Raw genomic sequence first — 23,112 nt, 5'->3', positions numbered from 1 at the left:
CCTTCGAATTTCTGTCTTGCGTTGAACGGCGCACACCATATCAGACTTTATCGTGGAAATAAAGGTGTGGAGGCGCAGGGGACCACTAGATGGCCAACTCTCCGATGAAGGGTTGATTTCCGCTTCGCGTTGGGCTATGATGCGCCACCTGAAAAAAGAGCTTAATTGGTACACGATAATACTAAACCATCCGTGAGGATGGGGCGGAAAGCCTACAGGGTCTCAACGAGACAGCCGGGTTGCCGAAATACACACATTTCGGCCCCCGGCTTTTTTTATTGCCGCGGTCAGGGGCCGGCAAGGAGGTGATCCTGTGCGGAGCGGCATCTGAAAAGGCTTGATCAAGACAGTAATGAAATATAATTGCCTTTGGAGGATAGTATGAAAAGAATTGCCATATGTGCATGTATCGCCCTTGCCCTCTCCGTGGCCGCAAATGCCGCCGCGGATACCACTCAGGGGAGATTCGGCGTCACCGGACGGATCGGGTTCCTTCTCCCCGCGGACAGCGAGTTCACAGATGCTCCGTATCGTCGCAACTCCGATACCGATACGGGGTTTATCGGAGGTGGCGGATTCATTTACGGTATCGACAGGAACTGGGCCGCGGAGCTTGATATTACCCATTCGGAATTCAGTGCCCATGACGGGTTCGGATTCGAAGGGGGTGATTTCGCTACCACCAACATATCCCTGGGAGCCCAGTACCGTTTCGTCAACGTGCCGGTGAAGAAGCTCGTTCCCTACGCCGGCGCAGGTCTGGACATCCTTATCAATGATTTCTCTCCAGTCGCGGGCTTCAGCGGGAACGTGGACACCGTCGCCGGTGTGCATGCATCGGGCGGGGTGGACTATTTCATTCGGAAGCAGCTGGCCGTAACGGGGCAGTTAAAAGCAGTTGTCGCGCCCGATGCGGATATAAGGGATTATCGCGGGTTCAAGATCGGTAATTTCGATCCTTCCAGCCTGTCGATGACATTCGGCGTCCGCTATTTTTTCGAGTAGACCAAGAGTTTTAGGTTTAACCCGTAGGAAAAGGCCCTGTTTTCAGGGCCTTTTCCTATCCATGACCACTCCCGCAAAGACTGATAAAGATCTGACCCCGTCAAACTATGTCGTATTCTCTTTTGGAGCTCTTCGGGGCGTCGCCCCGTACCCCACGCACTTTCTTTGGCTTGGCTCCAAAGAAAGTACGCAAAGAAAGATCCGCCCCGGAACATTCCGTCCCTTCGGGATTCCCTCCCTCGTCAGCCGGGCGGAGGATTCTGCAAAGTCGCTCCGCTCCTGGGCAGCCTCCCCCTTCCCGCCCGGCCTCCTCACTCGGCGAAATGCATAGGTTGCTGAAAAACAGCCATCTCACCGCCGTCCTCGAAAGCCACCTTGTGCGGCGTAGCGCTGCTACGCCTCCGCGGGGGTTTTCTGCGGGTGCGACGATCTGACTGTTTTTGAGCAACCTGTAATGGGGGAGGCCGCAGAACGCGGCCTAAGGGCTTGAAGCTTTAGCTTTTTGAGCAGTTCCCCCTTCGGCATGGCCGAGTGAGAACAGCGGCGGCGGGTTTTCGACGATCTCCTGAGCGAAGCGAATCTGATCGTCGCGCCGTCGGTGCTCGCAGCGAGGGTACCGCGTAAGCGGCCAGGTCGCAGGGGTGCCCTTTTCTTTGCTTCGTTTCTTTTGGGCAATCAAAAGAAATGAAGTGGGGGCAAGGGGGCAACGCCCCCACCAAAAAATCCTAAAGCGCCCCCGACTTCTTTAACACCTTCGCCACTGCTTCCGCCAGTTCTCTGTACCCTGCCGCATTCGGATGTATCGGATCGGACTTGAGCGACGTATCCCCAAGCACCCGCTGCAGAGACTTTCCCTCGTATGGCAGGGCGAATTGCCCGGCAATGTTGCAGTACATCGAATGTGCCTTAAGGAACACGCCCGGTTTCGGCACTCCGAGAAGAACTACCGGCACCCCCCTCTCCCGGGCTGCGCCTACCATCGCTTTCAGGTTCTTCTCGGTTTGATCCTCGTCCATCCGTCGGAGAAAATCGTTTCCGCCGAGACAGAGAACCATGAGCCGGGGTTTCTGTTCCTCAAGCAATGCGGGAAGCCTTACGAGCCCCTCGGCAGTCGTCTCCCCAGGAATACCTGCATTGATTACCCTGCGCCTGATCAGCGTCTCAAGAACCTCCGGGTAGGATTCCCCCGCCGCTGCTCCGGTCCCGTACGTCAGGCTGTCGCCAAACGCCAGAATCGCGCCGTCAGTCGGCAGTGGAGGGAGCGTGGGGGTGTCGCTGCAGGAAACAAGGAGAAGAAGCCAGATAGAAACTAGAATCTTGCGTAATCTGTTCATGACAAGAGTGTAGCGTGTCCGGGAGAAATAGATCAAGCGTCTCCAATTGCCTCTGCCTGAACGTATGATATTCAGTTATCAGGGTATATATTCCGCCCGCGAGGAGGCAGTGATGAAGAACGAAGAGCCGAGGGTCGTCGTACAGGAGGATGCAACGGGATGCGGCATAGCCTGTGCGGCCATGCTGGCGGGGAAAACATATCATGCGGCCAAGAGACGGGCAAAAGAACTTTCGCTGTTTTCTGACGATCGAAACCTCTCCTCCGACATCTCCGATCTAAGGCCCCTGCTGGAGTCGTACAACATCCGCATCGGCAGGAAGACTTCCTTCAGGAACTGGAACGAGGTCCCCTCCCCCTCTATACTTGCCGTCAAGCATAAAGCAGGTGCCGAATCGGAGTGCTGGCACTGGACGGTGTTCCACCGGCGGGAAAACGGCCCGGTCATTCTCGATCCGGACAGGAACCTTAAATCCAACGTCAGGAGGGATCTCGCCAGATTGAAGCCGAAATGGTACATCCCTGTGGGTCCGTCGCAGCGGTTCTGAACTGCGCTTCTCATTGGTGCATCTTCTGATACACTTTAATCGTATCTACCGTTGCAGACTGCCTGTAAGCGAGTCAAAGGAGGGGGAACGACATGAAATGTACAGTGACAGTAGCCGCGGCCCTCGCCGCTGCGGCATCACTTGCCGTGGCTGCAGAGGGGCCGTCTCTCGAAAAGGGAAAGGAGCTTTTCGGGAGCAGCAAGCTCGGAACTAACGGGAAAAGCTGCGCAACGTGCCATCCGGGCGGGAAAGGACTGGAAGGCGCAGCCAGGCTTTCGGACAGTAAATTGTCCGAGATCATCAATGCGTGTATAGAGAAACCTCTGAATGGAAAGGCGCTCAATCCGGCTTCACAGGAAATGAAATCTCTGATGGCCTATATCAGGACCCTGCCCGATACAGGTAAAAAGTGAAGAAGAGGCCGGTTCGGACTGACGGACTTTGTGAGGGAGGTGGAAGATGGCGAATCCATTTGTGCACGTGGAACTGCTGACAAACGATGTGCCTAGGGCAAAGGAGTTCTACACGAAGCTGTTCGGCTGGAAGCTGGAAGAAATTCCCACGATGAACTACACGATCATAAATGTCGAAAAAGGAACCGGTGGGGGAATGATGAAAAACCCGATGCCTGACGGTCCATCCCACTGGCTGGCGTACGTGCACGTCGACGATGCCGTTGCCGCCACGGAAAAAGCCAGGTCTCTCGGCGCCACCATTTGCAAGGAGGTGACCGAAATTCCCGACTTCGGGTGGTTCAGCGTGATAATGGACCCCACGGGCGCAGCGATCGCCATGTGGCAGCCGAAAGGGAACATGCAGCAGTGATTGCCGCCGGCAGGAAGCCGGCAACGCGACCCTGGGTGATCAGCAGCTGAATTCCTCCACGTAGCGCCTCACGGCGCGACGCAGCGAATCGAAGGCGATTCGTTCATACTCCACTGCGTCCCGGTCGACCCACAGGACCTCCGCCAGGTCGTCCGCAGCCTTCACCTGGGGCAGTTCTTCGCATGAGGCTACGAATACGAGATCCATGGTGTTATAGAGGATATCCCGGTAAAGGTACCTGTTGGGGAAGGAGCAGAGGTAGCGAAGCCCCGCCACCTCGATTCCAACCTCTTCCCTTACCTCCCTGCGCCCCGCTTCTTCCGCCGTCTCTCCAGGGTCGGCAAATCCCCCCGGCAGATCCAGCATTCCGCGGCACGGCTCGTTCTTCCTTACGCCGAAGAGGATCTTTCCGTCCCACTCGATAATAACCGCCACCGCGGCTGCCGTATTGAGATAAAGGGTGAAGCCGCAGCCGGGGCACAGGAGGTTGTTGGGAAGGGGCCAGTCGAGACTCCTGGCGCCGCAACGGGGGCAGTGGGTGAGCTGGGTCTGATTTTGATCTGTCACCAGGCCATCCTATCCCAGGTCATTTATTCTCCGCCTCCGCCTGGCACTGCTTCACCACCTCCCGCAGCCACGCTATCTCATCGGGTACGAAGCTCTTCGAGTACTCGGTGCCGACGTTCAGGGCCCAGTGAAGCGGCGGCTCGCTCATCTCGGCAAGGACGTGACCCGGCACCTGCACGTATGGGACCTCTGTTTTTGTCCAACCGAGCATCCGTTCCTCCGTGTCGAAGAGCATGAGGTACTCCTTCCCGTCAGTCTCGACCACGAGAGGGAGGGCCTCCCCTGCAGCCGCAGCCTCCGGAGCAACTTCCCGGGCCTGTTCCATGCTCAGGGTCGGAACCCAGAAGGCGGCATTGAGAAAGAGGTCGTAGTAGGCCGACTGCCCTGCATTGTCGGTGGGGTTTGCGCGCATCACTTCCAGCGCCTTGTCCAGTTCTGTCATCGGTTTTTCCTTTCGGTTCTGCACGGCAGTAGTTCTAAACAACCTATCATGGTTAAAGCCTGTATTCCCAAGGTGGCAGGATCATGGAGCCGATGCATTCAGTCATATCGCACCAGCCACGCATACGGCACCATCCCGTAGTTCCATGCCAGACACAGCCGACGGTAACCGGAGAAGAGAAGCGCCTCCTGCCCCTGACAGAGGATGATCGGCGCCGGAAGGGTAAGGCTGCCCGACCGCTGAAGGTCGGTCTCCATTTTGTTGTAGTTCGCGCGGTACCCCCGCTTCGCTTTGGCAAGGTACCGCTCATAGTCCTCATAGCGGTGATATGCGAGGAGAACGGTTAAATCCCCGATCAGGTCCGAACGGGGATAAGGAACCAGCTGACCATGCTCGAAGCCTTCCACAATGCGCTCCCAGGTGATCCCGTGTCGCCGGTAGAAGTCCTGCTTGGCAGGGTGATGGAAAAACTCCCAGGCTTCCTCGGCAGGATCAGGCTGCAACCAGGTTATGGCGAGTGATGACGTAGAAGTGCGCATGTGGTCCTGAGCAGGCAGATGAGAGGGAGGTGGCCCGGATAAGGCGATGCTACCTGCGGGGCGATTCCAGAAGCGGCTTTACGAACTTCTCGAATATAGCCTGCTGCTTAGAGGTCAACAGGTCGAAATCCCCTTCGTTGTCCAGAAGAAACGTGCATACTCCGATAACGGTTTTCGGCAGATAACCGGTACCGGCGACGCTCCGCTCGATCTCATCGGTTCGGGTTCTCAGCAGATTGCGCAGCGAGCGTGTGTCTATTTCCATTACAGATCCTCGGCAGCCTTTGGATTGGGCGACGTCGAAGTTATACCCGTCGGGACCTTATCTTGTCAATGTCGTAGCCTGCGAACTCATCGCATCTCCACCCGCAGCTAGAGCTCGGTCATCAGGTGCACGGTCTTGTCGGCCACGAGTCCGTCCACAGCCGCTATATATGCCTTGAAGTGGGGAGATTCCATGTGCTGCCCCAGGTGCTCCATGCTCTCCCAGTTCTCGTAGAAGATAAAGGTCGCCGGATCTGTATTATCCTGGTGCAGTCTGTATTCAATGCATCCGGCCTCTTTCCTGGTTGGGGCCACAAGCTTCAGCAATTCGGCTTTCACGGCTTCGATGGAATTTTTGTTTGCTACGACCTTTGCTACGACTGTAACCATTCGGTACGGCTCCTTTTCAAAGAAGAAAGGCGGCTGAAATTTTGCCGCCTTTGCTCGGGCTGTCATGCAGTTTCTACTTCACATCAAGCAGTTCCACATCGAAGATCAGCGTTGCGTTCGGCGGAACATCCCTGCCAGCTCCACGGGCGCCGTAAGCCAACTCCGGCGGGCAGACAAGCTGAGCCTTGCCGCCGACCTTCATCCGCTGCAGGCCCTCGGTCCAGCAGGGGATAACTCCGGAAAGCGGAAACTTAATCGACTGCTTGCGCTTGTAGGAGCTGTCGAACTCCTTGCCGTCGGGCAGCGTTCCGCGGTAGTTGACTTCGACGGTACTGCTGGCGGTTGGAGACTTGCCGGCGCCATCCTTTATCGACCGGTAAACCATTCCGGATGAAGTTTTCACGGCGCCTTTTTCCTTTGCGGCCTTCTCGATGGTCTCATTGGCCGCTGCAAAGGCCGGAACAGCAAGAGTCGTGGCAATGGCTGCAACAATCAGTCGTTTCATCTCTCCTCCCCCTCAAAATGGATTATCAACCGGCGGAAATCGTACCACCTGTGTTGGCATGCGTCAATGAGGAGTGTTATGCGCGGAAACCTCCTGTTGCCAAAAGCCGCTGGAAACCCGGCAGGCTATGCAGGGGACGTCCAGGAGAAGGCAGGACCGACCGTGGATTCATGGTTAGGGAATACCTTGGAGATTTTGGCAGGAAGGTCCGGTCTATGTGACCGGCAACGGAGGCTTCTCCTTCTTGACGACCCGCATTCCCCTCCTCCCGCCTGGGACATGATCGTCGCCGATAACGGCAAGCAGTTCCGTCCAGTGGGAACTCAGCTGCGCAAGCTTCCCGTCTGCGCCGTACACCTGGTCATAGAAGATATTCTCCATGATCCGCAGCTTGTCTACCGGCGTCTTGCCTTTCCGCAGCCGTGAGTCTATCACCCACTGCATTTGCCGGAGCTTGAGCGTCTGTTCCGGACTCTTGCCGGTGCACGCCTGCCTGATGGCGTCAGCAGCAAGTTCGTTAAAGAGATCCGGATTCCTCTCGTAGAGTTCCCTCAATTCAGCGGGCCCATAGGAACGAAAGGAGGAACTACCATGCTTCTCCATTCAATTGTTCTCCTTTCCTGAGGTTTGCTGATCGGAAACTACCAGAAAACCGGCATAAAATATTGTAAAGCGCTTTCCTCCGGACGCAAGTGGCAGGCGCACAACCGGAGAGTTTTTGCACTGCTCTTTGCAATCAGCGGCCAATGCAGGGAAAGAGAGAGAAGATTGATGGGTCAGGTCTTGATCCTGGGTAGTCACGCAAACATGGGATATCGAAGGTCTTTTCTCAAGAAACGCAGTAACAGGTCCGATAAGGGGAAAAGTCCACACACACTGAAAGGAACCGCATCTATGGACTTCGAGACCACCGAGTACGGCAAATACTTCAGGATCGGCGAGATGGCCGTCGTCAGCACGAAGCTGGAAGGGGGGATAATCAACGAGCTGCATGGAGCGATAGTTCAGGTCACCGACGTCGGTGCAGAAATGATACTCCTTTCCAACGGAGCAGGAAACGACCTGAAAGGAAAAGAAACCTCCGCCTCCCTCCTCGCTATCACAGGGCATCTCCGGTGCGACTGCCCGGTCATTATCGGAAAGAATTCAGATCGCAACAACCTGTGCCTCAGGTTCGATGGGAAAGCGACCGTGACCATGCTGAGGAAGTTTCTGCGCTGTGACGTGCTGATCCCCTTCCTCTACAACGAAGAGAAGAACGCGGACATCAAGGACCTGGAAAAGAAGTGGCGTGCGACGAGAAGCGACGCGAAGCTCGCCTCCTTCATTCCGAAGGAGTATGGGGAAAGTTACTATGTCGAAAACTGGCAGGACAAAGGCGACATCCTCCCCTCCAAGGTGAATCTCGGCGGCGGAGGAGTGCGCTTCACCACAGCGGAGGAGATCAAACGGGGAAGCTTCATTTCATTGCAGATGTTTCTACAGTATCCGAAACCTGCCGTGCTGCACGCCGTCATGGAAGTCACCCGCTCTGAAATGTTCCATCTGACCCAGGAGGACAAGGCGTTCTACATGTACGCGAAGATCCGGCTGAAATCACAGCTCATCTGCATAACGGCAGGCAAGTACGTCCTGATAGATGAAGAAGACCAGGCCGCGCTTGTCGAATACATACGGAAGCGGCACGAAATACCTTCCGCACAACCATAACGAGGCTGCGGCAGGGTGCCCGAAAAGTCCGTGTCGAACCAGCTCTCCCCAGGACTTCCACACCACGGCTGCAGCGCTACCGGAGCAGCTCGCTTTTCAGTTCTTCATCGATAAGACTCTCCTCTATCGCCTCGCGTGCCCATTGCTCCTTGCATCGGGCCAGTACCCGTGCAGCCCCTTCCGACACCGCCGGCACGTCGCTCCAGAGCGCGTTGCGGATCGAGCGGAGTTCGTCCGAACCTGCCTTTCCCCCCTCGGCGAGAGTGCGGCACCGGCCGCATAGCAGGGCAAGAGTTTCCATGGCAGGCTCATCCTCCGGCCTGTAATCCCACACCCGCAGGTCTTCCTTTTCCCCGCACCATTCGCAGGCGAACCCCGCCCGTTTGCCTATGGCCTTGCCGAAGGTGCTCAACGCTTCCTGCCGTTCCTTGTGTGCCTGGTAACCTTTTGCCATTATCTCCTCGCATGGGTTGAGTGCGCACCGAAAGCAACCTGTCCCACGCCGAGCCCTCTCGTGAATGGTCGAGGATGCATATCTCCTGAAATACACCAGGGCTTCGGTGATATCAATTAAAATGACCGGAAGCCGAACATCGAATGAGTTGTTTAAGCAGAGAGGCAGCGGCTGCGGTGGAAACAATATCCTGTTCCAGGTGCCTTCGTGACCATAGCTGATACAATGAAAGGGAAAACACTGCCCGATTAACCGCTGAAGCGTGCTCTGGAGGATACATGCGCCATCTGCTCCTAGTTACGCCCCTGCTGGCTCTTCTTGTTTCGACCACCGTCCACGCAGCCGAGAAAAGCGGCTGGCCCTCCGTCTCCCTGGAAAAAGTCATGTCCGGGCTGAAGGAACCGACCACCATCACCCATGCCGGGGACGGAAGCGGCAGGCTCTTCATCCTGGAACGGAAAGGGACGATCCGCATCTTCAAGGATGGAAAGCTCCTCCCCAAGCCGTTCCTGGACATCAGGAAGCGGGTCAGGTCTTTTGGCTCGGAGCAGGGACTCCTCGGACTGGCTTTTCCACCCGACTTCGCGAAAAACGGGCGTTTCTACGTTAACTACACACGGACCAAGGGGGTCGGCGACACTTACGTCTCCCGGTTCATGATGACCGGGGACAGGGAGGTCGCCAACCCGGGGAGCGAAGAGGTCCTGCTGACGATCCGCCAGCCCTATTCGAACCACAACGGGGGGCAGCTTGCCTTCGGACCCGACGGCTACCTCTACATCGGGACGGGTGACGGCGGATCGGGAGGCGATCCCCAGGGGAACGGCCAAAACCTCAAAACGTTCCTGGGTAAGATGCTCCGCATCGATCCCGAGAGCAGTACGAAGGGGTACAAAAACCCCAAGGGAAACCCCTTCGGCAACGAGATATGGGCTTACGGGATACGTAACGCATGGAGGTTCTCCTTCGACCGGGCGACCGGCGACCTCTTCATCGGGGATGTAGGGCAGAACGAGTGGGAAGAGATCGATTTCCAGCCGAAAACCAGCCGCGGCGGTGAAAATTACGGATGGAACGTCATGGAGGGAAACCACTGCTTCCGCAAGGAGAGCTGCGAAAAGAAGGGGTTGACCCTTCCCGTTGCGGAATATGCGACCGCCAGCCCCGACTGCTCCGTCACCGGCGGCTACGTCTACCGCGGAAAAGAGTTCCCTCAGCTGGCCGGGATCTACCTCTACGGCGACTTCTGCTCCGGCAGGATCAGGGGGCTCAGGAAAAGCGGCGACGTGTGGGAGTCGAAGGTCCTGCTGGAAAAAAAGATATCGATCTCCACCTTCGGCGAGGACGAGGCGGGAAACATCTACCTGGCCGATTACGAGACGGGTGATATCTACCGGGTCGTAGGCAGGTAGGGGCGGTGGGCGCACTCCACCGCATCCGTCATCGCCGGTTCTTCATCAGCGAGTCGACGCTGAAGCGTCCGGACCCTCTCGTCGCAACGTAGAGGAATACGAAGCAGTAGAGAGCGGCCAGCTCCCCTTTGTTGACGATGGGCCAGAAGGCTTCCGGCGCGTGCACCATGAAATAGGCTGCGGCCATCTGGCCGCTGGCGATGAATGCCGCGTAACCCGCCCACAACCCGACGGCTATGAGCAGGCCGCCGAAGAATTCTATCACCCCTGCCACATACATCAGCGGACCGGGAGGGGCAGGCATCCCGCCGAAAGCGCCGAAGAGTTTCTGCGCGCCATGACAGGCGAAGAGCAAACCGGCAACGATGCGCATGAGCGCGTAGCAGATATCCGAATACTTCCCGAGCCAACGTTCCATACAGCACCTCCTTTGCCGTCATCCAATACAATTGTAACAGGATGGGCCCGGATCGGTAACTGCTGCGATTCCTTCCCTTCAGGGTTCGAAACGGGGCTTTTTTCTGCTATGATAACGATCGTCGATGACATGAAGACTGTAGTTCAAGGAGAATAGGATTGTGGCCAAGAACAGGATACGTTTCACGATTTCCAGCGGCAACGTCGAGACAGCCCATAGCTGCGACTGCCTTAAATGGATCCGTCACCTGGCGGGGAAACAGCTGAAACTCGACGAGCTGAAGAGCGTCTATAACGGCAAATTCCCTCCCAGCAGGATGTTCGTCCTCGACATGATCGAGTTCCTGCGGAAGTCGGATGACCCGCTAGACAGGTTCCTGAAGGGGCGCGGCGGGCTCCTTCCGGACGACCTGCTCTCCATCGATCATGACGCGGTGAGACAGGTCCTCAACAAGGAGTTTCCCGAAGTGGCGGAGCGATTCGCTTCGGAGCGGGGAAAAGTCATCAAGCGGCGAAACGTGGACCTGACGCCGTTGGAGGAATTGGGGAAGAAGCGGCGATGAGTCTGCTCCCCCTGATCCTGCGGAAAAGAGAACCTCTGCCCTAAAAGGCGGGGGTTCTCCATATCTGTACACCGCTCTCTTCCGCCCCCTCTCCTGCCACGCCACTCCCCTTCCCTATCCATCAAAGTCCAAGACTGCCTTACCCCATCCTCGATATTCGCTATAATTACCATAAAGGCGGAGAAGCGATTCATCACCAGCTTTACAACGCCAAGAGGAGGAAACTTATGGTCGTCAACGAACAGAAAACCGGCGCCCTGGCGACAGGGGCCATGATCGCGGCAATACTGGGTTTCGTCTTTACCTTCGCAGGCCATCCCTTTTTCGGCCTGTTCAGCGCCCTCCTCTCCATCCCCCTTGGGGTAATGGGCCTGATGATGTCCGCATCACCCCGGGTGGGGGGCGGACTCCTGAGCATAGCGGCTCTCGTACTGGGAGTAATTGCGATCGGAGTTGCGGTGCTTGGGGGTATAGGGGCGGTAATCTTCTAAAAGTAAATTCAGCATTCCTTTTCCGGCGGAACGGAAACGATCTCAGCAGACTGCAACTATGGTATAGGATCTGGACGCGGCCGCGTCACCGACGATCACCTCGTCGCCGGTGACACGGCCCAGGAGCTGGCGCCCGAGCGGCGACCCGGGCGTTATGATCATGATCTCCCCATCACCGTCGGCGATCTTCATCCCCCCTCCCTGAGGGCCCAGAAAAAACCGCCGCACAATCCCCTCTTCGTCTTCCAGATCTACCAGCGCAGTCAGCCGGATCGGGTTCTCGTCGTCGAATTCCTGCAGCGTAAGGGTGCGGTAACTATCCAGCGCGGCGCGGATCTCCTGGGCGCGGTTAGCCTGCCCCTGGGCGATATACGAGGCTTCCAGCGCGGTAGTATCATACTTGTTGTCGGGGATGCATTCCTCGTGGGTGGCTGCCTCATGGGCAGCCAGCGCAGCGGCGGTGTGCACGGACAGGTCGGCGGAAAGGGAGGCGATGATCGCCTGGAGGAGTTCTGCTTTCGTCATGAAGGGGGGAAATCGCTTTCGGATCTGAAAAAATTACGCCGAGCGGAGCCGGAACGGGGTTGGGAATTTAGCAGAATCGGGCGGGGGCGTCAATTATGTGAGGAGGAGTCAGGTTATTCCTCCACAGCTCTGATCCCTTTGCAATCGGGATAACCGGTGCAGCCCCAGAAAGACTCACCGGCATGCGGCCCGCTTCGGGCGGTACGCTGCCGCATCGGCTTACCGCACTTTGGGCAGGAAGGCGGTTTGCTTTTGTCGGACCTGTCGGACTCGTCAGACTTGTCGGACAGGTCGGACTTGTCGGACAACAACCCCTGACTTCCAGTCTGGCCCTGGTCATCCGCTCGCGCAAGCCGCCTTGGGCAAGAAACTCCTGTTCCAGCTGACGAATCTGCCTGTGCAACAGGCTGCTCGCCTGGTTGACCAGACAGATGAGAGTGTTGGCGACAACCTCGGCAGAAGCTGTGCGAAAGGCATAGATGTCGGACAGGTCAGACAAATAAAGCCTCCTCACTTCAAGCGCCTCCGGCGATTCCTTCGTCCACTGGCGCAAACCGCGCTGGCGCAGGAAATCTTCATAGTCGAGGAGCAGCTCTCCCAGGCTGGCGCGGGCCACATTGGTCAGTTTCAGCTCGGTCTCTTTGGAGGTTGCGGAAGCAAGGCTCCCTTCGGCGATGTTCTGCACGCCGCTGCGGGCCGCCTGCACCATCTGATCATTAGTGCGGGAGCGCTTGTCGATGAAGCGGTCGCAGAAGATGACCGTACCATCGTAAGCAAGCTGAGCCGCCTGAAAGCTGCGCAGCTTCCGAAAACCGCCATGCTGGGGGAGGAAGCTTTTGCCCATAATGTTTTTCATATAACTCTCCCCGGCTTTTTTAGAGAGGTTCGGTAGCCAAAGTTAAGAACTTTACCTACTGCGGGTCTCACCTAAACGGGTCAAAGAGATACTCAAGGCCGTTCACCTTGATCTCATAGACAGCACGGAGCAAGTCACCCAGCTTGCCTTCCGGGAATCCCTGCCCCGCAAACCACACGACGTACGGCTCCGGAAGGTCGATGAGCCGGCGCCCCTGATATTTTCCGAAAGGCATGCGAGTCGTGGCAAGTTCAACGAGGTGGGTGGGATCGGGTTTAAGGGACTCAGTCATATGTTGTGCCGCTCAGCCAGCCGCACCTGGCTGTCGTGCAGTGGCGCCGCAAGGGACTTAAAATCCCTCGGCCGTAGGAACCGAGGACTGAAAATCCTCGTGTCGACAGTGGTTACGTGGTATAGTCGACGCCATGAAAAAGTCACTGCTCGAAACAAATCCCTACCTGAAAGACGCAGCCAAACGGACTAAAGCTCTCGCCCGTAACATTGAGTCATCTTCCGCCATTGAGGGAGTGCGCGTAAAACGGGACCCCGCAAGCGGCCGCTTCGTTTCACAATCTAAAGAACTCACTCCTGCGAAGACTTCAAAGACCTCTCGATAACATCCTTGAACAGCCGTTTCATCGGCTGATAATCCATATCCAATCCAGCCCGCACTGCTGAAAAATATTCTTCTCGCCGCGCCCCGTCCAACTCACTGAAATCAAGCAACGGCAGCCCAGCCTGTAATGCCATCAAAGTCGCAAGCAGCCGCCCCAAGCGTCCGTTTCCCTCCCGGAAAGGATGAATAAGCATCAGCTCCACATGCACCTCTGCCAGTGCATGCGCCACGTCATCAGAGGATTCGAAAAGACAAGGCGTGTATCTTCGCAACTGGTTCCGTTCCAGCTCTGCCATCAAGATTGGGATGGTGTGCGCCATGGCAAATTGAAAGCCACCTTTGCCAATGTTGACTTGCCGATACATTCCCGCCCATGGATAAATTGATTCCAGCCATTGACGGTGCATATCGCAGATATCCTGAGCAGTAAAAGACTGATCGGCAGCTATTTCAGATATCAGGGTTTCCTGAGCCCGCCAAAGGGCAGCAGTCTCGGCAATGCCCATTTCTACAGGATCTATAATGCCAAGCATATTACGCAAGACTGTGCCATTTGAGCCTGGCTCGTCCTGGTCTTCGAGAAAATGTGAGGTATCGTAGCGATCAGTCATAATGGTTAACAGCCGCTGCTCTACCAACTGAGGAATATCGGCGACTGCATAAAAGGAAATTAAACTTGGAAGCGCGAAGTTCAGTATTCCCACTCCTCATGCCGCACTGGCAATCTATTCAGTTCCTCCCGAAGGAACTGCCATTTTGGCAAATGCTTATCCATCAGAGAGATGAACCGGGCGTGATGGCTAGGCTCCAGAAGATGCATCATCTCGTGGACAACAATATACTCGAGACATTCCTGTGGCTTCTTCGCCAATTCGGTATTAATGCGGATAGCGCCTGCACCGGCGTTGCAACTCCCCCACTTCGTCTTCATCCGCTGAATATGGAACCTTTCTACCTGCACCCCTAACCGCTTTTGCCATTTTTCGATAATGGGTGGGATGGCAATCTTCAGGCTTTCACGATACCACTCTTCAAGGATCTCTTGTTTCCGCTCCTCTATGGTTCCTGGTCTGACATGGAGAAACATCTTGTTGTGGACCAGCTTCACAAACGGGGGCAGGTCTTTCTCTACCACCTTCAGTAGATATCTTTTACCCCATGCATAATGACTTTCACGGTCGAGAAGTTCACGCGGTGATTCCCGCTCCTGCTCCCGGAGCTTCTGCTGCTGCTTTTTTATCCAGCCGAGCTTGCTAATAGCAAAGACGCGGATGGTATCGAGATCCATTCTAAGCGGGGCCGATATACGGACCTTCCCTACAGGAGGGTACACACTCAGGTGGATGTTCTTGATGTCTTTCTTGACCACATCCACGGTTATGTCACCAAGATCTAACCTTGCGACCATCAGTATTCCCTATGCTTCTCTACTATCGTAAAGATCCGCTCTACCTCGGCTGCATCCTGCAATACGCCATAAAGTGCAGCCTTTATCACCTGTTCTCGGGCCTGCACTCCCCGCCAGCCATCCGGCCTCACTTCCTTCACGGTTTTGTCTATTTTAATCGTCAATTCAAGCACGGCATCCTTACCTTCCCATTCGGGAGAGTGGTCTGCGACTCCGGAAGGGCTTGCTTTCAACAGATTATTGTAAAGGGCACGTCGACCTGGAGTATCAAGAACTGCAGGCACATTCCCGCCCTGCCCTGCCTCGACCTGTTTAGCCAGTTCGGCAATCCGTTTCAGATATTCCTCGTACTCAATAGCCTTTGCCTTGCGGAGACCAATGATCTCGTCCAACAGCGCGGACATTTTATCGAAGTACGCCGGGTCGCTGAAATGCTCCTTGATGATTTTCCTGCGGACGTTGTTTTCAATGGTTTCGGCAATTGCGTTTTTGTCACCTTTGAATGAGCTGAGCTGCGTCGCAATGGCGTCAGCAATGCCACTCTTCACGATCAACTCAAGCAATGGCATGTCGTCAAAGGGGGAAATCTTCCTCGGTTCAGCTGCCTCGATGTAGGTGTCGATAAGGTGCCGCATGTCGGCTTCGTACGCCTTCAGATCGAGTGTTTCGCCGCTCGCCTTCCTAATGATCTCCCGGAGGTTCAGGTAATGCTCAAGCTCTCGCTTGATCTTCTTTATTTTACCCTCATCATAACCGGCAGTCTCAAGCTCATCGGCAATATTCGCGTAGGCACGTACGAGGGCGGCACTACCCATGTAGAGAGCGGCCCGCTGAGGCTCCCGTTCTTCGAGGTCTGTCTCAATCTCTGTGTTTCCGCAGAAGTAATGGATATGCTCCAGTTCCCCCTTGGGTGGGTCCACCGGCTCGCACAGGAGAGCAAGTGCTTCAAGCGCGTTGTCGAGCCGCTCCTTCCCTTTCTTGAGGCGGTCCTGCAGGAGAACATCGGGATCAACCCCACCGGCACTATGATCGAGTTCCGAGGTATAGACTTGAAGAGCGCCGGTCCCCTTGTCATTGACCAATTTCTTGAACAGGTCTTTATAATCGACGACGTACCCGAAATCCTTGTCCTCACCGTCGAGCCGGTTCGTGCGGCAGATGGCCTGGAACAGGCCGTGATCCTGCATTGACTTGTCGATGTAGAGGTAGGTACAGGAAGGGGCGTCAAACCCCGTTAGAAGCTTGTCCACGACCACAAGGAGTTTCATGTTGGCCGGCTCCTTTATGAAGAGAAGCTTCGCCTTATCCTCGTATGTTTCCGTCTTTGTTTTCCCCGTATCCGGAACCACGTCCTTCAACAGGTCAGTATAAGTATTGTAGATGAACTCCTTGTCGGTCTCGCTGTTCTCCCCGGTATCCTCCAGCGTGATATCTCTCGTCTGCGGATTATAGGAGGTCACGAGTGCGCATTTGCCCCTAAGTGGAGTCTTCTGTAACAGCGTGAAGTACTTGCAGGCCTCGTAGATTCGCTGTGAAACCAAAATGGCATTGCCCCGTTCGCTGCTGAGTCGCGGTTTGACGCTGAAGTCGAAGAGGATGTCGCTGACGACCCGGTCCATGCGGGACTTCGAGCTCAACACCTTCTGCATCGTCCCCCATTGCTTCTTCAACTCGTCCTTCTGCCAGTCGTTCAGCCCCTTCGTCTTTGCCTCGAACCACGCATCGATCTTCTCCACTGAGCCGAGACGTTGGTCGATGTCCCGTGCCTCATAGATCAGGTCGAGTACTACCTCATCCTCTACTGCCTCGCTGAACTTATACGTATGAATGTAATTGCCGAAGACTTCGAGGGTGGTCTGCTTATCCTTCTTGAGCAGAGGCGTACCGGTAAAGCCGATGAAGACGGCGTTCGGCATCATCGCCTTCATGACGCGGTGGAGCTTACCGCCTTGCGTCCGATGGCACTCGTCTACGAAGACGAACAACTCACCCACCGTCCGGGTCGGCTGCGCCTCAAGCTCTTTGATGAAGGCATCGAAGTCGTCCACGCCGTTCCTGCCGAACTTGTGCACCAGGGAACAGAGCAGGCGGGGCGCTGCCTGCCCGAGCTGGCTCATCAAATCCCGCCCGCTGCTGGTGCGGTAGATGGTCTCTCCTCCTTGCGTGAAGACCCTCTCGATCTGCTCGTCCAACTCGTCTCGGTCCGTAATTATGGCGACTCGGGCATGGGAATTGTTCTCCAGGATCCACTTTGCCAGGAGCACCATGACGATGCTTTTGCCGGAGCCCTGGGTATGCCATATGATGCCCCCCTTGCGTTCTCTGACATGCTCCTGAGCCGCTTTGATGCCGAAATACTGATGGACGCGCGGCAGCTTTTTAACTCCCCCGTCGAAGAGCACGAAGTCGTGCATGATTTCGATCAGGCGATCCTTTCGGCATATCTTGAGGAGGTATTTATCGAGCTTGAAGCGGCTGTTGTCCTCTTCGTCCTCCTTCCACTTGAGGAAAAACTTCTCCTCCGTCCTGATGGTGCCGTACTGCAGCCCCTCGCTGTCGTTGCCGGCGAAGATGAACTGGACCGTGCTGAAAAACCACTCGTTGAACTCCGGGCGCTGGTTAGAGATGTTCTGTCTGATGCCGTCACCTATGGAGACACGGCTGTTCTTCAGTTCCAGTACGCCGACGGCAATGCCGTTAACATAGAGGACGATATCGGGCCGCCGCTCGTGGTTCCCGCGCAGGGTCACCTCCTCGGCGATTGCGAACTGGTTTTTCTCAGGGTTCTTCCAATTGATGAGCTGGACAGTCTCCGCAACCTTCCCAGCCTCGACCTTTACCGGCACGCCATAACGCAGCAGGCTGTAGACGGCCTGATTGTTCCCGTAAAGGGTGCGGTTGTGATTGTCGGCTTCGGTTCTGAGTTTGTAGATGGCGCTGTTGACCTGAGCAGGCGAATAGCCGTTTTCGGCAAGGTAGGCAGTGAGGAGGGGTTCTTCGATGTTGCTGTTGTCGTAGTCGGTCCGGTCGCCCAAGTAGCGGTAGTTGAGCTCGTCCCTGAAAAGGGCGATCACTCGATTCTGCGTGGTGCGCTCGCTCTGGCCGATAGTGTCCATGACTTCCCCCTTCAGATTGTCCAGGGTGGCATTGTCTGCTTTGTCCGGTTTATGTCGGGTTCCCGGACGTCGGGTTTGTCGGGTTTATGGCTGGTTTCTGCACCAGGCGGTAAGCAGTGCCGCGCCCGGTTTTGGCTGTTTTACTCAGGAGGCCCTTGTTCACCAGATCTTCCAGATCACGGGCGGCCGTCCTGTCAGTGGCACCGGTTAGTCGCCGGTACTCGGCATTAGTGATCTGCCGGCTGACCTTCAGATGAGAGATGACCGCATGCTGACGGTCATTCAGATCGAGGCCGGCAAGGACATGTGCTGTGAGCCAGTCGCGCCAGAGGGTTGCCACGAACTCGCCGGCTGGTTGGTCGAAATCGGGTTCCGGAAGAGAATACTCGATGCTTTCCTGAATCATCATCAAGGTCCCAGTGCCATACTTTTCGATGTAGCCTGCAAGGTAGAGCGCTTCGCATACCCGTGCATTGCGGGTCAACGAGCGATGCGGTTTGCGCAGTTGTTCGAGAGTCAACGGAGCAAGGAGTTCTCCCGGGTTCCACACCTCCAGTCGATCGGCAAAGACAGACACCTGAATGGCGCCCTGGTGCGAATAATCCCGATGGGCAACGGCGTTTACGATAGCTTCGCGGATTACATCCGGAGGAAGCTCGTAACGGGTCGGCGCTTGCGTGCTCAATGCACGAGTGCCGACACTCAGGTCGATCTTGGAAAGCACGAAATCTACCGCTTGATCGACTTGTTCAAACAGATTTCCTTTGAAAATCCGGTAATAGGGCGCAGGGCGCTGAATCACTGCGCCGTGAAAATGCATGCAGCGGACTTCCGAGCAAGACAGAAACCGCTGTGGGTCTTTGCCGAATAAAAGAATAGCTGCCTGGGTAGGTTGTCCGTCCCGAATCAGGTTGAGATGGGTTAGAACATCAACAACCGGCGTATTCTCGGACAGCGAAAACTGGCGCTTGTGGTGCGCCTCCCGAATAAATCGTCGGACTGCTTCGGCATCGAGGTCGTCGAGTGTTGCGTCGCGGCAAGGCTGCTCGTCGAAGGGAAGGGATTGGATGGCTCCCGTACGCTCCAGGTGTTCAATCAGACTGGCATACAACGCCGAACAAAGTTCGTCCGCATCGGTAAACCGGCGGCGGATCAACTGTGGAGAGGCCCGCCGGATGAGCGCCTGCATCTTCGGGTGCTTGGCCTTGTCGTCGGCCCCCTTCACGTAGATCAGACGTGGTTTGCCCAGCTCCGTAGCCCGGTTGAACTCGTGCTCCGTCGGCGAGATCCCTGCCCCGTCCTCATAACCGTATTCATCACCGAACAGACCCACATAGAGATCGCACGCAGCCACTTCCTCCAGATAAACGGCATCGGTGCGGCGGTCGGAGGCGGGAAGGTCCTCGAACAGGAACACGTCGAAGAAACGCCGCAGCAGCGGGTCCGCGTGCAGATAGTCCCGCAGGGCGGAACGCTCGGCCTCGAACTCCTTCTGGACGCTGCTGATGAAGAGGCGTTTCTTTCTCATACCAATCGAATCCTCCCGGTGAGGAGTTCCTGCATCATCCCCTGTTTGATTTGGCGGGCCTTGGTGAGCTTTTCTTCCAGCGCGTCGATTTCGGTGTCCATGTCGGAGAGGATGGTGGCAATGGCGGTTTGCTCTTCTTTGGTAGATGGAACTTTCACTTTGAAAGCATGAACATCATTTCGATTTAGTGTGGGAACACCTGAACCTGTAGCAAACCTTTCGAGGCCAATACGCGTGTAGAGGTAGAATATAAATTTCGGGTCATTCCCTTTGAAGGATGTTACCCACAGAGCAGTGTTGTGTGGCCAGAAATCTTCTGGAACAAAGGTCACTGCCCCAATTGTGCCGGAGCGCCCAGTGACAACCCCAGGGCCTTTTGCCTTAAACATGGTGTGCCTATTCAGCACCCCATTTGAGTAAACAACCGGGTAGGGTCCCTGCTGAAGCTCTGAATTAGGCAAGTCAAACCCTCTTTGTAGGGGTGCTATTTCACCTAGAGGTCGTATTTGCCAGGACTCGCTGAACCCCGGCAGGCGCTTCTTGCCGGTCAGCAACTCCTGCATCGCTCCTTGCTTGATCTGACGCTTTTTGACGACGAGTTGCTCCAGGGATTCGATGAGGGCATCCGCATCGGTCAAAGCCTCGGCGATGGCTTCTTGTTCGGCTTTGGTGGGGGGAAGGGGGATTGTTATTTGTCTTAAATCGGCTAGGGTGATCTCGCGAAAAGTAGTTCCTTTAGAAGTGAGCTCCGATTGTTGAACTGCGTTAGAGCTGCGCATAGCCCAAAGTAAGTATTGATGCGCTAAATCATTTTTCGGAGCAATTCTAGCAGTACCTTGCGTTAAGTTTGCGCCAGCCACCTCTCTACTTATAAGCCGGACTTCACCTAGCGCACCCCGAAGCGCGTAGACAATATCATTTTCCTCAACCGTGGATCGCCCAAATTGTGTTGCAATGGCAAACGAGGTTCGCATCATCCCAGAGACATCAAGTTGGCTTCGATCCATATCCGACACACGTATATATGGCACACCATTCGGAATGTGTGGTCCACATTGCACGATGCCATAGGTGATAGGAACTCGACAGGCATCTTGTAAAGGCAAAACATCCCAGTCCTTCGGAATCACCCCAATCTCTGTCTGCTTGTAGCCCGGCTTCAATTCCATGCAAACCCCATCCTCTCAAGGTGTGCATTGACCTTCGCCTCAAGGTCTGTGATGCGCTCAACCATTCGTGGCACCGGCATTTCATACCGCTCAGCCAGTTCCTTCACCCGCCCCGCAAGCGCCTGGCTTACCCGGTCCATCTCACCATGTATTGCGGCATCAAGGGCTGCATACCACTTATCATCAACTACCAGTGCCTTTACCTCATCTTCGGTGAGTTTGGGATATTTCGCACATGCCTTTGCATCCAGCGCCGCCTCGGCTTCCTTTACCCGCTTCTTCAGGTTCGCCTCTTCGTTCGCCAGCTTCAGCCACGCTCCCAGCGCAGCCGCCTCGTCCTTCGCCTCTTTGTCCCCCTTGACCTCTTTCAGCCGGGCCGCGACATTGGCCTTGTTCACCTTCTCCAGTTCCGAAAATGCTCCCTCTTCACCACCATGCTCCTCTTCCAGTTCCGTCATCGTGGCCGAAATCGTCTCAACCTCTGCCGCCAACCGGTCGATTTCCTCCTGCTCTTTCCGGAAATACCGGGCGACGATGAGTTCCTTTGGCACGAGGTCGCAGGCCCATCCTTTATCCACCTGCTTGCCCGGCTTGCCGTCCTTCCCCTTTTTCGTCTCGACCACCCGGTAGGTCTCCGCCTTCCAGCCGTCAGCGGCAATAAGATAGCAATCGTCCTGCATCGTCTCCGCCCAGTAGTCCATCAGATGCTGGTAGACAGCGTACGGATCGATGAGTGGCGCTCGGTCGTAATGGGCAAGGAGCTCTTCGGAAAGGCCTGCGATGACTTCCTTCGGATGGCAGCCCGCCTGCAGCTCCCGTAAAGACATGGCGCTGCGGTCCCGCCATTCGGCAAAGAGGGCATTCATGTGGTCGATGAATGCTGCAAACTCCGGATGACCGTAGATGGCCGGCTTGATGGCCGCTTTTTCCACCGCCAGATCAAAGTACCCTGGACGGTTGTTGCTGAACAATGTCTGTCGGAGTTGGGGGCAGACCTCCCAGTATGCTTCTAGCGCATCAACATCGGCCTTCGGAATGCCCCCCTTCAGATGCCCCTCGATATCCTGGAGATCCTCGGCCTGCTGGCTGTCGATGTAGCGCGGCAGGTTGAGGTTGAAGTCGTTCTTCTCGATCTCGTCGAAACTCACCATCCTGGCGTACTTCGGTATCTCGGAGCGTCTATTGAACACGTCCACGATCTTGTGTATATCCCGGTCCCGCAGGCGGTTCTTGGGACCGTCCTTCATGTAGCCGCTGCTGGCATCGATCATGAAGATCCCCTTGCGGCTATGGGCGTCTTCCTTGTCGATGACGATGATGCAGGCCGGGATGCCGGTGCCGTAGAAGAGGTTTGCAGGAAGGCCGATGATCCCCTTGATGTAACCCTTGCGGATCAGGTTGCGGCGTATTTCCGCCTCGGAGTTCCCCCGAAAGAGCACCCCGTGCGGCAGAATGCAGGCCCCTTTGCCGGCGCTCTTCAGGGAGCGGACGATGTGGAGGAGATACGCGTAATCCCCCTGCTTTCCAGGAGGCACGCCCAAGTGCTTGAAGCGCTCGTAAGGGTCGTAGAGCGGGTCGATGCCGTTGCTCCAACGCTTGTCGGAAAAAGGGGGATTGGCGACGACGTAGTCGAAGGTCTTGAGTGCACCACCGTCGTTGAACCTAGGGTCGGCAAGGGTGTTCCCCTGAACGATGAGGGCAGTCGGGTTGTTGTGCAGGATCATGTTCATGCGGGCAAGACCGGCGGTGGTGGCATCCTTTTCCTGCCCGTAAAGAGTGACGGCAGACCGGGCCTCGTCCGCAACTTTCAGAAGGAGGGAACCAGAGCCGCAGGTGGGGTCGTACACGGTGGTGGCGCTTGTAGTCTTCGCCTCCCGTATCCCCAGGATCTGCGCCATGATCCGGCTGACCTCGGCAGGCGTGTAGAACTGGCCCTTGCTCTTCCCGCTCTCAGTGGCGAAATGCCGCATGAGGTACTCATAGGCATCGCCAAGGATGTCATCGCCGTCCGCACGGTTCTTCGAGAAGTCCAGAGCGGGACTCTCAAAGATAGCAATCAGGTTGGTGAGGCGGTCAACCATCTCCTTGCCGCTGCCAAGCTTGGTGCCGTCGTTAAAATCGGGCATGTCGGACAGCTTGTTTGCGTTGGCCAGCGGAGCAATGATCTTTTTGTTGATCTGGTCCCCGATGTCACTGGTCCCCTTAAGGGCGACCATATCCTTGAAACTCGCACCGTCGGGGATCTTAATCGGAGCGTAAGGTACACCTGCATACTTGTCACTCACGTACTTGATAAAGAGAAGGACAAGGACATAGTCTTTATATTGGCTGGCATCCATGCCGCCGCGCAACTCATCGCAACTGGCCCACAGGGAAGAATACAGCTCAGATTTTTTCAGTGCCACACTAGCTCCAATTTCTTTTTAGCG

General features: G+C 56.0%; 27 protein-coding genes, 1 pseudogene and 1 riboswitch. Of the genes and pseudogenes, 8 read left to right on the top strand and 20 right to left on the bottom strand.

Features of this window, described 5'->3' with window-relative positions:
- The first annotated feature begins 170 nt into the window (after positions 1–170).
- Positions 171–247, top strand: a riboswitch (cyclic di-GMP riboswitch).
- 134 nt (positions 248–381) lie between these two features.
- Positions 382–1,005, top strand: coding sequence for an outer membrane protein (locus CFB04_RS03185; RefSeq protein ID WP_088533933.1), 624 nt, complete (start codon positions 382–384; stop codon positions 1,003–1,005).
- A 725-nt stretch (positions 1,006–1,730) separates the two neighbouring features.
- Here CFB04_RS03185 and CFB04_RS03180 read toward each other — a convergent pair.
- Positions 1,731–2,375, bottom strand: coding sequence for an arylesterase (locus CFB04_RS03180; RefSeq protein ID WP_231934353.1), 645 nt, complete (start codon positions 2,373–2,375; stop codon positions 1,731–1,733).
- A gap of 76 nt (positions 2,376–2,451) precedes the next feature.
- Here CFB04_RS03180 and CFB04_RS03175 point away from each other — a divergent pair, with 76 nt between their 5' ends.
- The 3 genes from CFB04_RS03175 (at position 2,452) to CFB04_RS03165 (ending at position 3,711) form a co-directional block, all read left to right on the top strand.
- Entirely contained in the window at positions 2,452–2,886 is a 435-nt protein-coding gene (locus CFB04_RS03175) for a cysteine peptidase family C39 domain-containing protein (protein WP_157698697.1), read from the top strand.
- A gap of 92 nt (positions 2,887–2,978) precedes the next feature.
- Positions 2,979–3,299, top strand: coding sequence for a c-type cytochrome (locus CFB04_RS03170; RefSeq protein WP_231934351.1), 321 nt, complete (start codon positions 2,979–2,981; stop codon positions 3,297–3,299).
- A 46-nt stretch (positions 3,300–3,345) separates the two neighbouring features.
- Positions 3,346–3,711, top strand: coding sequence for a VOC family protein (locus CFB04_RS03165; RefSeq protein WP_088533931.1), 366 nt, complete (start codon positions 3,346–3,348; stop codon positions 3,709–3,711).
- A 39-nt stretch (positions 3,712–3,750) separates the two neighbouring features.
- On the opposite strand, the gene CFB04_RS03160 is transcribed toward CFB04_RS03165, so the two are convergent.
- The 7 genes from CFB04_RS03160 to CFB04_RS03130 form a co-directional block, all read right to left on the bottom strand.
- The gene (locus CFB04_RS03160; protein ID WP_088533930.1) at positions 3,751–4,278 is read right to left on the bottom strand and encodes an NUDIX domain-containing protein; all 528 of its coding nucleotides are present in this window, start codon (positions 4,276–4,278) and stop codon (positions 3,751–3,753) included.
- A 19-nt stretch (positions 4,279–4,297) separates the two neighbouring features.
- Entirely contained in the window at positions 4,298–4,720 is a 423-nt protein-coding gene (locus CFB04_RS03155; RefSeq protein ID WP_088533929.1) for an SseB family protein, read from the bottom strand.
- Positions 4,721–4,818: 98 nt separating this feature from the next.
- A complete protein-coding gene (locus CFB04_RS03150) occupies positions 4,819–5,259 on the bottom strand; it encodes a hypothetical protein (protein WP_088533928.1) in 441 nt (146 codons plus the stop codon).
- A gap of 49 nt (positions 5,260–5,308) precedes the next feature.
- Positions 5,309–5,524, bottom strand: coding sequence for a hypothetical protein (locus tag CFB04_RS03145; RefSeq protein ID WP_088533927.1), 216 nt, complete (start codon positions 5,522–5,524; stop codon positions 5,309–5,311).
- Positions 5,525–5,631: 107 nt separating this feature from the next.
- The gene (locus tag CFB04_RS03140) at positions 5,632–5,913 is read right to left on the bottom strand and encodes a putative quinol monooxygenase (RefSeq protein WP_088533926.1); all 282 of its coding nucleotides are present in this window, start codon (positions 5,911–5,913) and stop codon (positions 5,632–5,634) included.
- A 73-nt stretch (positions 5,914–5,986) separates the two neighbouring features.
- Positions 5,987–6,418, bottom strand: a complete 432-nt coding sequence (locus tag CFB04_RS03135; RefSeq protein ID WP_088533925.1) for an FKBP-type peptidyl-prolyl cis-trans isomerase — start codon at positions 6,416–6,418, stop codon at positions 5,987–5,989.
- Positions 6,419–6,631: 213 nt separating this feature from the next.
- Entirely contained in the window at positions 6,632–7,021 is a 390-nt protein-coding gene (locus tag CFB04_RS03130; protein ID WP_088533924.1) for a DUF3135 domain-containing protein, read from the bottom strand.
- 291 nt (positions 7,022–7,312) lie between these two features.
- Between CFB04_RS03130 and CFB04_RS03125 the strand changes: the two genes are divergently transcribed.
- Positions 7,313–8,128, top strand: coding sequence for a hypothetical protein (locus CFB04_RS03125; protein ID WP_088533923.1), 816 nt, complete (start codon positions 7,313–7,315; stop codon positions 8,126–8,128).
- 76 nt (positions 8,129–8,204) lie between these two features.
- On the opposite strand, the gene CFB04_RS03120 is transcribed toward CFB04_RS03125, so the two are convergent.
- On the bottom strand, positions 8,205–8,582 hold the full coding sequence (locus CFB04_RS03120) for a hypothetical protein (RefSeq protein ID WP_088533922.1): 378 nt from the start codon (positions 8,580–8,582) through the stop codon (positions 8,205–8,207).
- 278 nt (positions 8,583–8,860) lie between these two features.
- Between CFB04_RS03120 and CFB04_RS03115 the strand changes: the two genes are divergently transcribed.
- Positions 8,861–9,994 (top strand): sorbosone dehydrogenase family protein, encoded by a 1,134-nt coding sequence (locus tag CFB04_RS03115; RefSeq protein WP_088533921.1) that lies wholly within the window; start codon positions 8,861–8,863, stop codon positions 9,992–9,994.
- Positions 9,995–10,022: 28 nt separating this feature from the next.
- Here the strand turns inward: CFB04_RS03115 and CFB04_RS03110 are convergent, their stop codons facing one another.
- On the bottom strand, positions 10,023–10,412 hold the full coding sequence (locus CFB04_RS03110; protein WP_088533920.1) for a DoxX family protein: 390 nt from the start codon (positions 10,410–10,412) through the stop codon (positions 10,023–10,025).
- A 160-nt stretch (positions 10,413–10,572) separates the two neighbouring features.
- On the opposite strand from CFB04_RS03110, the gene CFB04_RS03105 reads away from it, so the two are divergent.
- Together CFB04_RS03105 and CFB04_RS03100 are read left to right on the top strand one after the other, a co-directional pair.
- On the top strand, positions 10,573–10,974 hold the full coding sequence (locus tag CFB04_RS03105) for a hypothetical protein (protein ID WP_088533919.1): 402 nt from the start codon (positions 10,573–10,575) through the stop codon (positions 10,972–10,974).
- Positions 10,975–11,201: 227 nt separating this feature from the next.
- On the top strand, positions 11,202–11,465 hold the full coding sequence (locus tag CFB04_RS03100; RefSeq protein ID WP_088533918.1) for a hypothetical protein: 264 nt from the start codon (positions 11,202–11,204) through the stop codon (positions 11,463–11,465).
- Positions 11,466–11,507: 42 nt separating this feature from the next.
- On the opposite strand, the gene CFB04_RS03095 is transcribed toward CFB04_RS03100, so the two are convergent.
- The 10 genes and pseudogenes from CFB04_RS03095 to CFB04_RS03055 all read right to left on the bottom strand — a co-directional run bounded on the left by CFB04_RS03095 (position 11,508) and on the right by CFB04_RS03055 (position 23,088).
- Positions 11,508–11,990 (bottom strand): transcription elongation factor GreAB, encoded by a 483-nt coding sequence (locus CFB04_RS03095; RefSeq protein WP_088533917.1) that lies wholly within the window; start codon positions 11,988–11,990, stop codon positions 11,508–11,510.
- Positions 11,991–12,103: 113 nt separating this feature from the next.
- Positions 12,104–12,205, bottom strand: coding sequence for a hypothetical protein (locus tag CFB04_RS18280; RefSeq protein WP_304441169.1), 102 nt, complete (start codon positions 12,203–12,205; stop codon positions 12,104–12,106).
- A 158-nt stretch (positions 12,206–12,363) separates the two neighbouring features.
- A pseudogene (locus CFB04_RS18185) lies at positions 12,364–12,699 on the bottom strand (four helix bundle protein); the annotation flags it as partial.
- Positions 12,700–12,913: 214 nt separating this feature from the next.
- Positions 12,914–13,138 carry a DUF3820 family protein gene (locus CFB04_RS03085; protein ID WP_088533916.1) on the bottom strand — a complete coding sequence of 75 codons (225 nt, stop codon included), beginning with the start codon at positions 13,136–13,138 and terminating at the stop codon, positions 12,914–12,916.
- Positions 13,139–13,428: 290 nt separating this feature from the next.
- Positions 13,429–14,166, bottom strand: coding sequence for a Fic family protein (locus CFB04_RS03080; RefSeq protein WP_088533915.1), 738 nt, complete (start codon positions 14,164–14,166; stop codon positions 13,429–13,431).
- A complete protein-coding gene (locus CFB04_RS03075; RefSeq protein ID WP_088533914.1) occupies positions 14,154–14,870 on the bottom strand; it encodes a M48 family metallopeptidase in 717 nt (238 codons plus the stop codon). Before CFB04_RS03075 ends, CFB04_RS03080 begins: the two co-directional genes overlap by 13 nt.
- Positions 14,870–17,986 (bottom strand): type I restriction endonuclease subunit R, encoded by a 3,117-nt coding sequence (locus CFB04_RS03070; protein WP_088533913.1) that lies wholly within the window; start codon positions 17,984–17,986, stop codon positions 14,870–14,872. The genes CFB04_RS03075 and CFB04_RS03070 overlap by 1 nt, the downstream gene beginning before the upstream one ends.
- Positions 17,987–18,035: 49 nt before the next feature.
- Complete coding sequence (locus CFB04_RS03065) at positions 18,036–19,514, bottom strand: DUF4062 domain-containing protein (protein ID WP_088533912.1); 1,479 nt, start codon at positions 19,512–19,514, stop codon at positions 18,036–18,038.
- Positions 19,511–20,683: a restriction endonuclease subunit S gene (locus CFB04_RS03060; protein WP_088533911.1), complete on the bottom strand. Its 1,173-nt coding sequence runs from the start codon at positions 20,681–20,683 to the stop codon at positions 19,511–19,513. Before CFB04_RS03060 ends, CFB04_RS03065 begins: the two co-directional genes overlap by 4 nt.
- A complete protein-coding gene (locus tag CFB04_RS03055) occupies positions 20,674–23,088 on the bottom strand; it encodes a type I restriction-modification system subunit M (RefSeq protein WP_088533910.1) in 2,415 nt (804 codons plus the stop codon). The genes CFB04_RS03060 and CFB04_RS03055 overlap by 10 nt, the downstream gene beginning before the upstream one ends.
- Between the last annotated feature and the right edge of the window lie 24 nt (positions 23,089–23,112).

Origin of the sequence: Geobacter sp. DSM 9736 (assembly GCF_900187405.1) — a bacterium.
Lineage (GTDB): Bacteria > Desulfobacterota > Desulfuromonadia > Geobacterales > Geobacteraceae > DSM-9736.
Note: the sequence above shows the minus strand (reverse complement) of the source record. Positions and strands in the feature narration are given on the sequence as shown.

Coding starts and splice junctions, on each gene's coding strand:
- CFB04_RS03185 (WP_088533933.1), top strand. CDS start 382: ATGAAAAGAATTGCCATATGTGCATGTATCGCCCTTGCCCTCTCCGTG.
- CFB04_RS03175 (WP_157698697.1), top strand. CDS start 2,452: ATGAAGAACGAAGAGCCGAGGGTCGTCGTACAGGAGGATGCAACGGGA.
- CFB04_RS03170 (WP_231934351.1), top strand. CDS start 2,979: ATGAAATGTACAGTGACAGTAGCCGCGGCCCTCGCCGCTGCGGCATCA.
- CFB04_RS03165 (WP_088533931.1), top strand. CDS start 3,346: ATGGCGAATCCATTTGTGCACGTGGAACTGCTGACAAACGATGTGCCT.
- CFB04_RS03155 (WP_088533929.1), bottom strand. CDS start 4,720: ATGACAGAACTGGACAAGGCGCTGGAAGTGATGCGCGCAAACCCCACC.
- CFB04_RS03150 (WP_088533928.1), bottom strand. CDS start 5,259: ATGCGCACTTCTACGTCATCACTCGCCATAACCTGGTTGCAGCCTGAT.
- CFB04_RS03145 (WP_088533927.1), bottom strand. CDS start 5,524: ATGGAAATAGACACACGCTCGCTGCGCAATCTGCTGAGAACCCGAACC.
- CFB04_RS03140 (WP_088533926.1), bottom strand. CDS start 5,913: ATGGTTACAGTCGTAGCAAAGGTCGTAGCAAACAAAAATTCCATCGAA.
- CFB04_RS03135 (WP_088533925.1), bottom strand. CDS start 6,418: ATGAAACGACTGATTGTTGCAGCCATTGCCACGACTCTTGCTGTTCCG.
- CFB04_RS03130 (WP_088533924.1), bottom strand. CDS start 7,021: ATGGAGAAGCATGGTAGTTCCTCCTTTCGTTCCTATGGGCCCGCTGAA.
- CFB04_RS03125 (WP_088533923.1), top strand. CDS start 7,313: ATGGACTTCGAGACCACCGAGTACGGCAAATACTTCAGGATCGGCGAG.
- CFB04_RS03120 (WP_088533922.1), bottom strand. CDS start 8,582: ATGGCAAAAGGTTACCAGGCACACAAGGAACGGCAGGAAGCGTTGAGC.
- CFB04_RS03115 (WP_088533921.1), top strand. CDS start 8,861: ATGCGCCATCTGCTCCTAGTTACGCCCCTGCTGGCTCTTCTTGTTTCG.
- CFB04_RS03110 (WP_088533920.1), bottom strand. CDS start 10,412: ATGGAACGTTGGCTCGGGAAGTATTCGGATATCTGCTACGCGCTCATG.
- CFB04_RS03100 (WP_088533918.1), top strand. CDS start 11,202: ATGGTCGTCAACGAACAGAAAACCGGCGCCCTGGCGACAGGGGCCATG.
- CFB04_RS03095 (WP_088533917.1), bottom strand. CDS start 11,990: ATGACGAAAGCAGAACTCCTCCAGGCGATCATCGCCTCCCTTTCCGCC.
- CFB04_RS18280 (WP_304441169.1), bottom strand. CDS start 12,205: ATGCGGCAGCGTACCGCCCGAAGCGGGCCGCATGCCGGTGAGTCTTTC.
- CFB04_RS03085 (WP_088533916.1), bottom strand. CDS start 13,138: ATGACTGAGTCCCTTAAACCCGATCCCACCCACCTCGTTGAACTTGCC.
- CFB04_RS03075 (WP_088533914.1), bottom strand. CDS start 14,870: ATGGTCGCAAGGTTAGATCTTGGTGACATAACCGTGGATGTGGTCAAG.
- CFB04_RS03070 (WP_088533913.1), bottom strand. CDS start 17,986: ATGGACACTATCGGCCAGAGCGAGCGCACCACGCAGAATCGAGTGATC.
- CFB04_RS03065 (WP_088533912.1), bottom strand. CDS start 19,514: ATGAGAAAGAAACGCCTCTTCATCAGCAGCGTCCAGAAGGAGTTCGAG.
- CFB04_RS03060 (WP_088533911.1), bottom strand. CDS start 20,683: ATGGAATTGAAGCCGGGCTACAAGCAGACAGAGATTGGGGTGATTCCG.